This window comes from Streptomyces sp. NPDC044064, from assembly GCF_056434245.1.
Map to the genome: position 1 here is coordinate 1 of NZ_JBWKFN010000035.1, position 14,213 is coordinate 14,213.

Genomic DNA, 14,213 nt, shown 5'->3' on the forward strand with positions numbered 1-14,213 from the left:
CCCCCCCCCCCCCCCCCCCCCCCCCCCCCCCCCCCCCCCCCCCCCCCCCCCCCCCCCCCCCCCCCCCCCCCCCCCCCCCCCCCCCCCCCCGCGGCCGTGGACGGGTCCTGCGCCGGGCGCGAGGTGAGAACCCTGCCCTTCAGCACCGGTACCGTGCACGTCTTCAAGCGCAACGGCTACGTCTGTGCCGTCACCATCGCCCGGAAGCCCGGCGTCGAGCGCGTGATGTCGGTGAGCGTGCAGGCCCGCGGCAACCGCCCGGTCGTGGACAAGGGCCGGTTCAAGCACCGCGCGGGCCCGGTGACGGTCCACGCGGGCCAGCGCTGCGTGTGGGTGAAGGGCACGGTGAGCGGGGTTTCGGTCAGCTCTGGCTGGATCCTCTGCTGACGCGTACCGAAATCCTGTGCTGATCGCGAACACCGCTCAATAACCCCTGGTGTGACGGCAGTTGCTCCGATAGCTTCCGGCGCACATCTGTCTCACAGGGGAGAGTGCGCATGCGCAAGGCGCTCAGATGGCTGCTGGCGCTCACGGTGTTCATAGGCACGCTGAGCACAGCGGGCGCGGCCACCGCCGCACAGTCCGAGCCCACCGACATCAAGGACCGGCTCCTGTCGATACCCGGCATGAGCCTGATCCAGGAGAAGCCGTACCCCGGGTACCGCTACTTCGTCCTGAACTACACCCAGCCGGTCGACCACCGGCACCCGGACCGCGGGACCTTCCAGCAGCGCATCACCGTGCTGCACAAGGACGTGAGCCGCCCCACGGTCTTCTACACCAGCGGCTACAACGTCTCCACGAACCCGTCCCGCCGCGAGCCCACGCAGATCGTGGACGGCAACCAGGTCTCGCTGGAGTACCGCTTCTTCACGCCCTCCCGCCCCGACCCGGCGGACTGGTCCAAGCTGGACATCTGGCAGGCGGCGAGCGACCAGCACCGCGTCTACGAGGCGCTGAAGCCGGTCTACTCCGCCAACTGGCTGGCCACCGGCGGCTCCAAGGGCGGCATGACGGCCACCTACTACGAGCGCTTCTACCCCCGTGACATGGACGGCGTGGTGGCCTACGTGGCCCCCAACGACGTCGTCAACAACGAGGACTCGGCCTACGACCGTTTCTTCGCCACGGTCGGAACCAAGGAGTGCCGGGACCGCCTGAATGGGGTCCAGCGCGAGGCGCTGGTACGCCGGGAGCCGCTGGAGGCGAAGTACGCGAAGTTCGCCGCTGACGGGGGCTACACCTTCGACACCATCGGCGGCCTGGACAAGGCCTACGAGGCGGTCGTCCTCGACTACGTCTGGGGCTTCTGGCAGTACAGCCTGCTGAAGGACTGCGACTCCGTCCCGGCGAACGCGGCGACCGCGACGGACGACGAGATCTGGAACTCGGTCGACACGATCTCGGGCTTCTCCGCCTACACCGACCAGGGCCTGGAGCAGTACACCCCGTACTACTACCAGGCGGGCACCCAGCTGGGCGCGCCGACGATCCACTTCCCTTACATCGAACGGAAGTTGATCCGCTACGGCTACCAGCCCCCGCGCAACTTCGTGCCCCGCTCCATCCCGATGCGTTTCCAGCCCGGGGCGATGCGGAACGTCGATACGTGGGTCCGCCACCACGCACACCACATGCTGTTCGTCTACGGCCAGAACGACCCCTGGGGCTCGGAACGCTTCCGCCTCGGCAAGGGCGCCCGTGACTCGTACGTCTTCACGGCCCCCGGGCTGAACCACGGGGCGAACGTGGCGGGCCTGGTGTCCGAGGAGAAGGCACTGGCCACGGCACGGATTCTGGAGTGGGCGGGGGTTGCGTCCGCCGCGGTCGAGAAGAACCCGTCGGCTGCGAGGCCGCTGGCTCGGTATGACGCCAAGCTGGATGTGCGGGGCGTGGAGAGGGAGCCGGCGTTGCGTCCGTGACGTCGGTTCCATTGTCGCTGGCGGCGGGGTCCACATGCCCGGACTCCGCCGTCTCGGCTGTCAGCGGGTCGGGCAGACCGGGCCTGCTGACTGCCCCTGGAGGTAGTCGGTCCGTTCTTGCGGGGTGAGATCTCGATGGACGGCGCGGCAGATCATCTGGACGGCCGCAGAGGGTGGAGGTAGGGCGACTCTCCAGAGCCTCGCCGTGCTGTCGGCGCTGCCAGTTGCAAGAGTCAGCCCGTCAGGACTGAAAGCCAGCGATTGCACCGTGTCGGTATGTCCGACCAATGCCGCACGGTTCGTTGCGGTGGTCATGTCCCATAGACGAACGGTGCGGTCGGTACTGCCAGTGGCGAGCGTGTGCCCGTCGGGGCTGAATGCCACTGAAGCCACCTCGCCGGTGTGCCCAGTCGGAGTGTTGCGAGTCGAGCCGGTGGCTGAGTACCAGAGCCGTACGGTTTCGTCGGCGCTGGCGGTGGCGAGGATGCGTCCGTCGGGGCTGAACTTCATTGACCACACCGTGGCGGCGTGGCTGGGCAGGCGTTTGCGGATGCCGCCGGTTTCGACGTCCCACAGCTGAACAGTGCCGTCGGCGCCGCCGGTGGCGAGGGCACTGCCGTCGGGGCTGAATGCCATTGACCACACCGTGGCGCTCTGGCCGGGCAGATGTTTGCGGGTCTGGCCGGTGGCGACGTCCCACAGTCGTACCGTTTGGTCGGCGCTGGAGGTGGCGAGCGTGCGGCCGTCGGGGCTGAATGCTGCTGACAGCACTTGTTTGGTGTGCCCGGTCAGGGTCGCGCGGGTCTTGCCAGTGGTGGTGTCCCAGATGCGTACGGTTCGGTCGGCGCTGGCGGTGGCGAGCGTGCGGCTGTCGGGGCTGAATGCCGCTGACAGTACTTGTTTGGTATGTCCGGTCAGGGTCGCGCGGGCGTTGCCGGTGGCCGTGTCCCATAGGCGCACGGTGTGGTCGGCGCTGGCGGTGGCGAGGGTGCGGCCGTCGGGGCTGAATGCCACGGAGTCAACCGCGCCCTTGTGTCCGGTCAGGGCCGCGCGGGTCGCGCCGGTGGTTGTGCCCCACAGGCGTGCGGTGTAGTCGGCGCCGCCGGTGGCGAGGGTGCGGCCGTCGGGGCTGAATGCCACGGAGTCAACCGCGCCCTTGTGTCCGGTCAGGGCCGTGCGGATCGCGCCGGTGGTTGTGTCCCACAGACGTACGGTGCGGTCGGTGCCGGCGGTGGCGAGCGTGTGTCGGTCGGGGCTGAATGCCACGGAGTCAACTGCGCCGTTGTGTCCGGTCAGGGCCGTGCGGATCGCGCCGGTGGTTGTGTCCCACAGACGTACGGTTCCGTCGGTGCCGGCGGTGGCGAGCGTGTGTCGGTCGGGGCTGAATGCCACGGAGTCGACTGCGCCCTTGTGTCCTGTCAGGGGGGTGCGGGTCGCGCCGGTGGAGGGTTGCCATAGACGTACGGTTCCGTCGGCGCCGGCGGTGGCGAGGGTGTTGCCGTCGGGGCTGAATGCCACGGATTCGACTGCGCCCTTGTGTCCCGTGAGGGTCGCGCGGGCTTTGCCGGTGTTTGTGTCCCATAGACGTACGGTTCCGTCGGTGCCGGCGGTGGCGAGCGTGTGTCGGACGGGGCTGAATGCCACTGACAGCACGATGTCGGTGTGTCCGGTGAGGGTCGCGCGGGCTTTGCCGGTGTTTGTGTCCCACAGACGTACGGTTCCGTCGGCGCTGGCTGTGGCGATGGTGCCTCCGTCGGGACTGAACGCCACGGAGGACACCGTGTCGGTGTGTCCGATCAGGGCCGCGCGGGTCTTGCCGGTGCCCGTGTCCCACAGGCGTACGGTGCGGTCGGCGCTGGCGGTGGCGAGGATGCGGCCGTTTGGACTGAACGCCACCGACCACACCTCGCCGGTATGGCCTGACAGACGTCGATGCAGGGGGAGGGCGGCAGCGGTCCTCAGGCTTTCGATGGACTCGGGAGTGTGCTTGTAGTGGTACGCCTGGACCGCCAACAACGAAGCGAGTTCGGGGCTTGTGCCGATCAGGGTGTCGGACTCGGTGGCGAGCCGCAGAGAGCGCCCAGCGTGCCGCTCGTCGACCGCCGTCCGCCACTGCCACACCGCGCCCCCGGCAGCGAGCAGGGCGAGCACCAGCAACGAGGCGAGAACGGTGGCTACACGTCTGTTGCGCTGGTCGACGGCCCTCTGACGTCGCTTGCTCGCGATGATGAACGCCGCGATGTCGTCGGGCAGCCCGCGTTGCCGAGACCATTCAACGCCTTCGGCGAGCGCCGTTCCGCCCAGCAGGTCCCCCGGGTCGGTCTTCTCTGCCCAATGCGTCTGCCGTTCACGGGTGCGGTCGAGCCACTCCTGGAAGCGGTAATCCTGGCGCACCCACTCCCTCAGCGTTCCCCAGTCACGGATGAGCGCGTCATGAATCAGCTCCGCCACCGGCTCACCCGGAGGTGCATCGGGTCGTTGGGGATCGCGAAGCGTCTGCGTGGTGATGATGCGATGGCGCGCCAGAACGGCGATGACGGCGTCGATACCACCGTCAGGTGTGCTGTCCGGGCTGGCCGCAAGTTCGCGCAGTTCGTCGAGGGGTACCTGCGCGCGGACGGCCGGGATACGGCGGCTGGAGTCGGCGGGGCGCACCAGCGATGTGAGGATGCGTCTCGCGATGCCCTGCTGATCGGGAGACAGCTCCTCCAGCGCGCTGTCGCACCAAGTGGTCAGGCTCCCGCTGACCGCTCCGATGCGCTGGTATGCCCCGTGGGTGAGGTAACCGTCCTGCCGTCGGAGCCACAGCTGGCTGAGTGTCAGCTCCAACAGCGGCAGCACGGTGACCGGAGCCAGCCGCGTCGCCACCGCTTCGGGGCTGCTCGCCAGTACGTCGCTGATGATCTGCTCGGGCAGCCCCGGCTGGAAGCGGAGTCGCACGTCCTCGGCGGGCAGCTCGATGATGTCGTGCAGGTCGCGCTTACTCAGCGCGCCCGGCACGTTGAGCAGCCCGGGTGTCGCGGCTTCTAGCAACTTGGGTGCGAGAGCGGCCAGTTGGGGATAGAAGTCGTCGCGCATGACCAGGATGACGTTGAGCCTGGCTGGTGCTTCGGCGGCCGCGGTGATGTCGTCGATGACGGCCAGGAAGTTCCGCAGCCGGCCGTCGGCGCCCTGGACGAGAAGCTCCTCGAACTGGTCGATGACCAACAGAACGCGCTGGTAATCGGGCTCCTTCCCCAGCCTACGGTTGACCGCAGCCGTGATCCCGTCCCGGGCCGCTCCGGGCAGTCCGGCACGCTCGATCTCGGCCGGCAAATTCTGCCGGGGCCGGGCCAGCACAGGAAGCCACCGATCGCTCCCCGCCACTTCCCCCTCCGCCAACGCCCGCAGTACACCCGCCTGGATCAGCGACGACTTGCCTGACCCGGACGGCCCGAGCAGCAGCGTCAGCCGTCGCCCCAAGGCGAGGTTCGCCAGAACCTGCTGTACCGCCTCACCCCGCCCCTGGAACCAGCGGGTGTGCTCCGCGGTGAACGGCTCCAGTCCCCGGTAGGGACACACCTCCTGCGCTGCCAGCTCAGGTCGGATCTCCTGCAGGACCTGTGTAGGGGTGACGTACGCGATGCCCTGTCCCCGCGCGAACCCGTCGGGCGCCGTGATCCCGGTGAGCATTCCGACGACCAGGCCGGTCACCTCGTCCAGGACGGGCCCGCCGCTGAACCCGGTGGTGAGGTCGTTGGCTTCGGTCAGCTGAAGGAGCGTGCTCCCGTCCTGCGAGGCCGGCAGCAGATCACCCACTCTGCCGAAGCCCAAGTGCCCGTCCCGCGGTGCCTGGGCCGGAAAGCCGAACGACCGGACATCGTGGCCGCCGCACCCCTCCGCGGAGCCCAGTGGCAACACCCGCGTACCCGGCGGTGTCTCACGCAGCCTGACGAAGGCGACATCCTCGCCCTCGGGCGCACGCCACCCCTCTACGTGCCCCTCCAGCCCACCGGCACCCGCCACACGGGGGAAGGCCAGCCGCACCCGCTCCCCGGGCTCGGCCCCGGCCGCCCGGACCACGTGCGCACATGTGACCAGCACATCCTCGGCCACCAGGAAACCCGCCCCCGCCACGCTCCCGTCCGGCCCGAGGATCTGCGCCACTGCCGAGGGCAGGTCCGAGGGCGTGCCCGCTTCCGTTCCTCGCCCGTCGCTAGCCACCGTTGCCCGTCCATGACACCGTCACCTGCAGATGACAGTTCGCCCTGCCCTTGGTGATCACTGCCCCGGCCTCGACCGCGAGATCCACGCCGAACTCGACCGTGATCTCGTCGGGCCGGGCCTTGCGCAGCTGGTCGAGGGCCGCCTGCGCCGCCTCCGTGATCGGCTCCAGAGCCTCCTGCAGGGTGCCGGGCACCTCCCGGACGAAGTCCCCGAGGCGCCCGGCCTTCACCGGCCCCTCCACCCCGGCTGCCGCTTCGACCAGCACGGAGCCCCCGCCCTCCATCGGAATACAGAACAGGGATGCCAAGGCGCCTCCTCCTCCGTCACTCGCGCGCTCACCAGGGATCACAGCCAGCATCCGGCACCCGTGGCATATGCCGCAGCTCGAGCTGGGCCGTACGAAGGAGACGTCACACCGGCCGGGCGCACCCCACCGGCCGCCTTCCGCCCAACTCGACGTAGAGCACCGTCGGGGCAGGGCACTCGGATCGCTCGGTGACCGCCTTCGCGACCTCGTACTGCGGCTTCCGGTGTCCCGACCCGTCGCACGCCGTTTCCCGTACCTGGCCGCCGCCGGAGTCGTAGAGGCAGTCGCCGGGGATCGTGCGGGGGCCGCCGCCGGCGCCCGGGTCGCCGGGGTGCGGGGGCTCCAGGTTGCGCATGCAGGCGTAGCCCTGGGGGATCGCGCCGTCGCCGTCCTCGTCGTCCCGTGGTCGCTGTTCGCTGATGTGCAGCACGAAGTCGGTGGTCGGCGGGCACAGCGGGCCGTCGGCGGTCGTGCCGTCGTAGCGGGCGACGACCCGGGCGGCGGCCCGCTCGCCGGTGCAGGGGACCTCGGTGAAGCTGGTGGTGCCGAAGGAGCTGCACTCGCCGACCGCGAGGAACTGGGCGCCGTAGCCGGAGGGGAGGGCGGTGGCGGGCCGGGCGTTGCCCACCGGGGCGTCCGCGTGGCCCTGGCAGCCGCTGAGCAGGCCGGCCAGGACGGCCGCCAGGGCGGCGAGGGCAGGGGTGGGTGGCAGGAGGCCGTACGCCGTCCGTGCGGCACCCTTCCCGCGCATCGCCAACCCCCCAGACACCCCCTGTCCGGGTACTGCCGACCCCCGGACACCCCCCCCGCCCAGCGTGGCCCCGGCGCCGGGGCCACGTCAGGCGAACAGTAGGGTTTCAGCCCTTTGGGTGCGTTGTGCCCCGTGTGCGACGTACGTCTAGTACGTCAGCCCGTGGCCGAGGGGGTACAGCACCTGGGTCGGATCGTCCGCCCGCTGCACCGGCACCGGGAGCCTGCCCCGCGGGTTCACCCGTCCGGCGATCACCCGTGCGGCGGCCCGCAGTTCGACGTCGGTCCAGGAATAGGTCGCCAAGTAGGCCTTGGCGGAGGGGAGCTGGGCCACGTCGTAGGGGTTGCGGACGGCGACGGCCGCCACCGGGGTACCGGTGGCGAGCAGTTGCTCGACCAGGGTCTGCTGGGTGCTGCCCGCCGTCACGTTGTACGTCCCGACGACCACCGCGTCCGCGTCCCGCGCCGCCGCCACCGCCTTGGCGATGGTCGCCGCGGAGGGTGCGGTCCCGGTGGACAGGGCCGTGGCGGCGAAGCCCAGTTCGGTGAGGGCGGTGGCCAGGACCGAGGTGGGCGGGCCGGTGGTGCCGGACGGGGAGGCCGGGTCGGCGCCGACGACCAGGATCCTGTGCTGGGTGCGGGGGTCCAGCGGGAGGACGTCGTCCTCGTTGACCATCAGGGTCGTGGTCCGTTCGGCGATCCGGTCCGCCGTGGCCAGGTGGGATGCGGTGCCCACCGTGCGGTCGACGCCGGACCGGGGGACGTGCGCGCCGTCGAGCAGTCCGAGGTGGGCCTTCAGGCGGAGGATGCGCAGGATCGATTCGTCCAGGCGGGTCTCGGTCAGCTCGCCGTCGCGGACGGCGTTCAGCACCGCGTGCCAGGCCACGTCGATCGAGGGCGGGTTGAGCAGCTGGTCGACGCCGGCCTTCAGGGCCAGTACCGGCACCCGGTCGTCGCCGTACTTGGTGCGCACGCCCTCCATGCCGAGGGAGTCGGTGACCACGACTCCGTCGTAGCCGAGTTCACCGCGCAGGATGCCGGTGAGGATCGGGTGGGACAGGGTCGCCGGGTCGCCGGAGTCGTCGAGCGCCGGGAACTGGATGTGGGCCGTCATGATCGAGTCGATGCCCGCGGCGATCGCCGCCCGGAAGGGGACGGCGTCCAGCTTCTCCCACAGGTCACGGCTGTGCGTGATGACCGGGAAGCCGGTGTGGCTGTCGACGGCGGTGTCGCCGTGTCCCGGGAAGTGTTTGGCGGTCGCCGCGACCCGGGAGCTCTGATAGCCCCCCACCTCGGCCGCCACCAGGGCCGCCACCGCGTCCGGGTCGGCCCCGAAGGACCGAACACCGATGACCGGGTTGGCCGGGTTGACGTTCACGTCGGCGTCGGGGGAGTAGTCCTGGTTGATGCCCATGGCGCGCAGCTCCGCACCGGAGATGCGGCCGAGGGTGCGGGCGTCGGAACGGGAGCGGCCCGCGCCGATCGCCATCGCGCCCGGGAACAGCGTGGCCGGCTTGCCCACCCTGCACACTATTCCGTGCTCCTGGTCGGTGGCGATGAGCAGCGGCAGGCCGCGGGGCAGCTCCAGGGAGGCCTGCTGGATGCCGTTGGACAGGTCGGCGATCTGCCGGGGGTCGCGGGTGTTGTGGGCCCAGGTGAAGTAGATGATCCCGCCGACCCGGTACTTCTCGATCAGTTCGGCGGCCGTGCGGACGCCGAGCTCCTTGAGGTTGGCGTCGATGTCGGCCTGGTCGGGGGCGGTGGCGGAGTGGCCGTAGACCCGCATCACGAAGAGCTGGCCGACCTTCTCCTCCAGGCTCATGCGGGAGATGAGGGCGCGCAGCGCGCGGTCGTTCGAGGTGACGGCGTGGGCGGCGCCGGCCGGTACGGTCAGCGCGGCGGTGAGGCCCGCGGTCGCGGCGAGGACGGCCCGTCTGGACGGCCGTGCGGTGTTTCCCGTGCTTCCCGTGCTGGTGTCGTGCACGTGCGCTCCTTCCAGAGGAGAACCGCTGAAGGAAACTTCCGAGGAGTCACCAATATCCGGGAAGTTTCTTTCCGTCAAGGGACTGCACAGTAAGCCAGGATGAGGCCGCCATCGGCGCTTGGGAGGGGGGCGCGCCGATGGCGGTGGGCTGTCGGGCGTGATGCGGCGGAGAGGGTGCGTCGGCGTTCGCGGCCTGCGGCGAGGGCCGACACCGCACCACGGACTCGTCCGGCAGCTCGCGGGTTGGACGGGTGCGGGCGGCGGTGGGTTCCCGTGGCGAGGCGTCAGCGCAGTCCGTGCCGGTCGGCCCAGGAGGAGACGGCCGCCGCGATCTCGGCCGGCCGGTCCTCCGTGGCGTGGTGGCCGGCCGGGCCGCAGTGCACCGTCTCCAGGCCCGCCAGGTGGGTGGCGCACCACTCGGCCGTCTCCGGGCCGATCAGCAGGGTCGGTGAGCCCTCGAAGGTCAGCAGCAGCTTGGGTGTGCCGGGGCTCTTGGCCAGCCAGGCGTCGTAGGCCTCGATGCGGGCCACGAGTTCGGCGGGTTCGCCGCCCAGCGGCAGCTGGCGCGCCCAGGAGAGCAGGGGGCGGCGGCTGTCGCGGGTGGGGTAGGGCGCGAGGTAGGCCTCCACCTCGGCTTCGGGCAGAGGGGTGAGGACGCCGCCGGAGTAGGCCTGCCGGACGAAGAGGTTCTCGTCCAGCATCCGCTCGCCCTGCGCCGAGCGGATCGTCTCGGCGCGCTTGCGGGCCTGCGGGCTCAGCTCCTCCCAGGCCATCGGCTTGACGATGGTCTCGAAGAAGGCGATGCCGCGTACCCGCCCGGGGTGCCGCGCGGCCCAGTCGAAGGCGAGCGCGCCGCCCCAGTCGTGGCCCACCAGGACCACGTCGTCCAGACCGAGCGCGTCGAACCAGGCGTCCAGGTAACGGGCGTGGTCGGCGAAGCGGTGGGCGAGGTCCGGCTTGCCCGAGCGGCCCATGCCGATCAGGTCGGGGGCGAGCAGACGGCCGGCGCCGATGCCGGGCAGCACCTTGCGCCAGGTGTGCGAGGAGGAGGGGTTGCCGTGCAGGAAGACGAAGGGAGTACCGCTTCCGGACTCCTCGTGGTGGATGGCCGAGTCGAGGACTGGAGTGGTGGGCATGTGGATACCGTACATAGATATTATGTCCATGGCTACTATCTGACGCGGGCTGCCCCCGACGCGCGCGGTCCAGCCCCTGGACATTCCGCTCATCCGCCCGTGCGACGGACCATCATGACGGCCATGCCCGCAGTCGACATCCCCGGTTCCAAGTCCATCACCGCCCGCGCGCTCTTCCTCGCGGCCGCCGCCGACGGCGTCAGCACTCTCGTACGGCCCCTGCGCTCCGACGACACCGAGGGCTTCGCCGAGGGCCTGGTCCGGCTCGGCTACCGGGTGGGCCGCACCCCGGACGCCTGGCAGGTGGACGGCCGCCCGCAGGGCCCGGCGCTCGCCGAGGCCGACGTGTACTGCCGCGACGGCGCCACCACCGCCCGTTTCCTGCCCACCCTGGCGGCCGCGGGCCACGGCACCTACCGCTTCGACGCCTCCCCGCAGATGCGCCGGCGCCCCCTCGGCCCGCTCACCCGGGCCCTGCGCGACCTCGGCGTCGACCTGCGGCACGAGGAGGCTGAGGGCCACCACCCGCTGACCGTCCGGGCGGCCGGGGTCGAGGGCGGCGAGGTCGTGCTGGACGCCGGCCAGTCCTCCCAGTACCTCACCGCGCTGCTCCTGCTCGGCCCGCTGACCCGGGGCGGCCTGCGGATCCGGGTGACCGACCTGGTCTCGGTGCCGTACGTGGAGATAACGCTGGCGATGATGCGGGCGTTCGGCGTCGAGGTGGTCCGGGACGGCCAGGTCTTCGAGGTCCCGGCCGGCGGCTATCGGGCCACCACCTACGCCATCGAGCCGGACGCCTCGACCGCGAGCTACTTCTTCGCCGCGGCGGCCGTCACCCCGGGCCGCGAGGTGACCGTGCCGGGCCTCGGGTCGGGGGCGCTCCAGGGCGACCTGCGGTTCGTCGAGGTGCTGCGGCGGATGGGCGCGGAGGTGGACGTGGCCGCGGACCGGACGACCGTACGCGGCACGGGAGTTCTGCGCGGCCTGACCGTCAACATGCGGGACGTCTCCGACACCATGCCGACCCTCGCCGCGATCGCACCCTTCGCCTCAGGACCGGTCCGCATCGAGGACGTGGCCAACACGCGGGTCAAGGAGTGCGACCGGCTGGAGGCCTGCGCGGAGAACCTGCGCCGGCTCGGCGTGGACGTGGCGACCGGCCCCGACTGGATCGAGATCCGGCCCGGCACGCCCCTGCCGGACGTCGGCATCAAGTCGTACGGGGACCACCGCATCGTGATGTCCTTCGCGGTGACCGGACTGCGCACGCCCGGGCTGTCGTACGACGATCCCGGCTGCGTACGGAAGACGTTCCCGGGCTTCCACGAGGCGTTCGCGGAACTGGCCGCGACCACCTGACGGGACGGTGGCCGTCCCCGCGAGGAACAGCGCTGCGCGCACCGGGTGCCGCTCGTCGCGGCGCCGTCCGGATCCGTTCGCGTCCGGTACCCGGGGGCGGCCGCCTCCGCGCCGCCCGCCCCCGGCTTCGTCCTGCCCGTCCGGGCCCTGCTCGTCGCGGGCGACGGCGACCCGCACCGCTCCGAGGGCGCCGGCCCCGACTTCGGCGAGCCGCTCGGCATCCCCCCGGTATCGTCCCGGGCGCCGCGCACCTCGACAGGGACGCCGGTCACGGCTCCCGTCCGGCCGTGCGCGACCGGTGCCTGGGCGGCCCGGCACCGCTCACGGCACGTCCGGAGCAGCAGCGCCGTCCGTCAACTCGGCTTCCCCGGAGCGCAGTTCCGGAGTCGACGCCGCGACCGCGCCCACTGCCAGGACGCACATCAGGCCGCCGGTGACCAGGGCGGTCGCCCCCGAGCTCCAGCCGGCGACCAGGCCGCCCCGGACGTTGCCGAGGCTGGGGCCCGCCTGGCCGACGATCGCCTCGGCCGCCGTGACCCGGCCGAGCAGCGCGTCCGGGGTGAGGGTCTGCACGATCGTGGACCGGGAGACGACCGACGTGGCGTCCGCCGCCCCGGCCACGACGAGCAGGGCGACACCGATCCAGGGGTTGTCCGACAGGCCGAAGGCCACCAGGGCCGCACCCCAGGTGCCGGACGCGCACAGCATCACCGCGCCCGGCCGGCCGTGCCGGGTCAGCGAGCCGGACAGCGCGGTGGCCGCGACGCCGCCCACCGCGAGGGCCGACAGGAGCAGGCCGAGGGTGCGCGGACTGTTCCCGAACCGCTCGGCGTTGACCAGCGGGAACAGGCTGACCGGGAAGGACAGCACGGTGGCCGCGAGGTCGGTGATCAGCGCGCCCCGCACCACCCGGTGCCCGGCCAGGAACCGCAGCCCGTCCAGCACCCCGTGCAGTCCCGCCCGCGACGGCTCGCCCTCCGGCGGCAGCGCGGGCAGCCCGAAGGCGCCGTAGAAGGCGACACCGAAGCTGAGCGTGTCCAGCAGATAGCAGGCGCCGACGCCCAGCCAGCCCAGCAGCACACCGGCCAGGGCCGGGCCGAGCAGGAACATCGCCTGGCCGGTGATCTGGTTCAGGGCGAGACCGGCGGCCACCTGGTCCTTGGGCAGCAGCCGCGGCACGAAGACACCGGCCGCCGGGGCGCCGAGCGCACCGAAGCCCGACTGGACGGCGACCAGCGCGAGCACCGCCGCCACCGGGACATGCCCGGTGAAGCCCTGAACCGCCAGCAGCAGCGAACAGACGGACTGGCCCACGGTGGCCGTCAGGTAGATCCGCCGCCGGTCGGCGCGGTCCACCCGGGCCCCCGCGAACAGCCCGAACACCACCAGCGGCAGCGCCTGTGCCAGCCCGACCGCACCGGTCCACGCCGTGCTGCGGGTCATGTCCCACACCTGGTACATGACCGTCACCAGAGTCATGGACCCACCGAGCAGGGACACGGTCCGCCCGGCCAGCAGCCGCCGGAAGACGGGCGAGGTGCGCAGCGGCCGCACGTCGATGAGCGAGCGGGCGAGGCTCATGAGAGGGAACGCGGGCAGGCGAGGGCACGGAGTGCGGGCTGCGGAATCACCGGGGGAGGTTATGCGGGCGCCCTCCGGCCCGGCCAGCGAATTATCCGGGGTCCGGCCCGGCAGGACACCGTTGCCCGGAGCCGCTCCGCCCCGCTGCGCCGAACAGGCTAAGCAGCCTCTCCCAGCAGCCGTACGAGGTGGTCCCGGCCCGCGCTCAGCAGGCCCGGGAGCGGGGCCGCCGACTCGTACCAGCGCTTCTCGTACTCCCAGCACAGCCAGCCGTCCCAGCCGTGGCGGGAGAGGACGTCCACGCACTCGGTGAGCGGGAGGACGCCCGCGCCGAGCGGCAGCGGGGCGGTGTCCTCGGCCGAGGCGATGTCCTTGACCTGGACGTATCCGAGGTGCGGGGCGAGGGCCGCATAGCTTTCCGAGGGCTGCTCGCCGCCCAGCCAGGTGTGCATCACGTCCCACAGCGCGCCCACCTGCCGGTGGCCGACCGGGCCGAGGACACGGATCGCGTCGGCGCCGGTGCGGTGCGAGTCGTGGGTCTCCAGCAGGATCCGCACACCGAGCGCGGAGGCGTCCTCGGCGGCGGCGCCCAGCCGCCGGGCCGCGACGGCGTCGGACTCCTCGCGGGGCCGGTCCGGGTCGGCGCCGGGGAAGACCCGGACGAACGGGGCGCCCAGGTCGTGCGCCAGCTGGAGGAGTTGACGGATCTCGTCGAGGACGGGGGTGTCGTCGCCGTGCGCGGCGACGCGCGTGTACCCGGCGAGGCTCAGCACCTCGACCCCGGCCCCCTTGAACAGCGCGGCCGTCTCGGCCCGCTCGGCGGCGGTGAGGCCCGGGTGCACCGGCTCCTCCGGATGGGCGCGCAGTTCGATGCCGTGGTATCCGTGCGCGGTCGCGAGCGCCAGGACCTCAGGGACGGGCAGGCCGGGGACACCGAGAGTGGAGAACGCCAGCTTCATGCTCGGACC

10 protein-coding genes are annotated in these 14,213 nt (G+C 71.8%); 3 read left to right on the forward strand and 7 right to left on the reverse strand.

Annotated features, from left to right (window positions below; all coding sequences use genetic code 11):
* Positions 1–96: 96 nt before the first annotated feature.
* Together AC07DS_RS38760 and AC07DS_RS38765 are read left to right on the forward strand one after the other, a co-directional pair.
* The gene (locus AC07DS_RS38760; RefSeq protein ID WP_479153235.1) at positions 97–387 is read left to right on the forward strand and encodes a hypothetical protein; all 291 of its coding nucleotides are present in this window, start codon (positions 97–99) and stop codon (positions 385–387) included.
* A 110-nt stretch (positions 388–497) separates the two neighbouring features.
* A complete protein-coding gene (locus tag AC07DS_RS38765) occupies positions 498–1,922 on the forward strand; it encodes a S28 family serine protease (RefSeq protein WP_479153237.1) in 1,425 nt (474 codons plus the stop codon).
* A 60-nt stretch (positions 1,923–1,982) separates the two neighbouring features.
* Here the strand turns inward: AC07DS_RS38765 and AC07DS_RS38770 are convergent, their stop codons facing one another.
* The 5 genes from AC07DS_RS38770 to AC07DS_RS38790 form a co-directional block, all read right to left on the reverse strand.
* Positions 1,983–6,125 (reverse strand): nSTAND1 domain-containing NTPase, encoded by a 4,143-nt coding sequence (locus AC07DS_RS38770; protein WP_479153239.1) that lies wholly within the window; start codon positions 6,123–6,125, stop codon positions 1,983–1,985.
* Complete coding sequence (locus tag AC07DS_RS38775; protein ID WP_479153240.1) at positions 6,118–6,393, reverse strand: CU044_2847 family protein; 276 nt, start codon at positions 6,391–6,393, stop codon at positions 6,118–6,120. Before AC07DS_RS38775 ends, AC07DS_RS38770 begins: the two co-directional genes overlap by 8 nt.
* A 145-nt stretch (positions 6,394–6,538) precedes the next feature.
* Complete coding sequence (locus tag AC07DS_RS38780; protein WP_479153242.1) at positions 6,539–7,186, reverse strand: hypothetical protein; 648 nt, start codon at positions 7,184–7,186, stop codon at positions 6,539–6,541.
* Between the two features lie 147 nt (positions 7,187–7,333).
* Entirely contained in the window at positions 7,334–9,169 is a 1,836-nt protein-coding gene (locus AC07DS_RS38785; protein ID WP_479153244.1) for a glycoside hydrolase family 3 protein, read from the reverse strand.
* Positions 9,170–9,453: 284 nt separating this feature from the next.
* Positions 9,454–10,320, reverse strand: a complete 867-nt coding sequence (locus AC07DS_RS38790; RefSeq protein WP_479153399.1) for a haloalkane dehalogenase — start codon at positions 10,318–10,320, stop codon at positions 9,454–9,456.
* Positions 10,321–10,428: 108 nt separating this feature from the next.
* Between AC07DS_RS38790 and aroA the strand changes: the two genes are divergently transcribed.
* The gene (gene aroA / locus AC07DS_RS38795; RefSeq protein WP_479153246.1) at positions 10,429–11,664 is read left to right on the forward strand and encodes a 3-phosphoshikimate 1-carboxyvinyltransferase; all 1,236 of its coding nucleotides are present in this window, start codon (positions 10,429–10,431) and stop codon (positions 11,662–11,664) included.
* Between the two features lie 321 nt (positions 11,665–11,985).
* Here the strand turns inward: aroA and AC07DS_RS38800 are convergent, their stop codons facing one another.
* Complete coding sequence (locus tag AC07DS_RS38800) at positions 11,986–13,245, reverse strand: MFS transporter (protein ID WP_479153248.1); 1,260 nt, start codon at positions 13,243–13,245, stop codon at positions 11,986–11,988.
* 158 nt (positions 13,246–13,403) lie between these two features.
* Positions 13,404–14,204 (reverse strand): sugar phosphate isomerase/epimerase family protein, encoded by an 801-nt coding sequence (locus AC07DS_RS38805; protein WP_479153250.1) that lies wholly within the window; start codon positions 14,202–14,204, stop codon positions 13,404–13,406.
* Between the last annotated feature and the right edge of the window lie 9 nt (positions 14,205–14,213).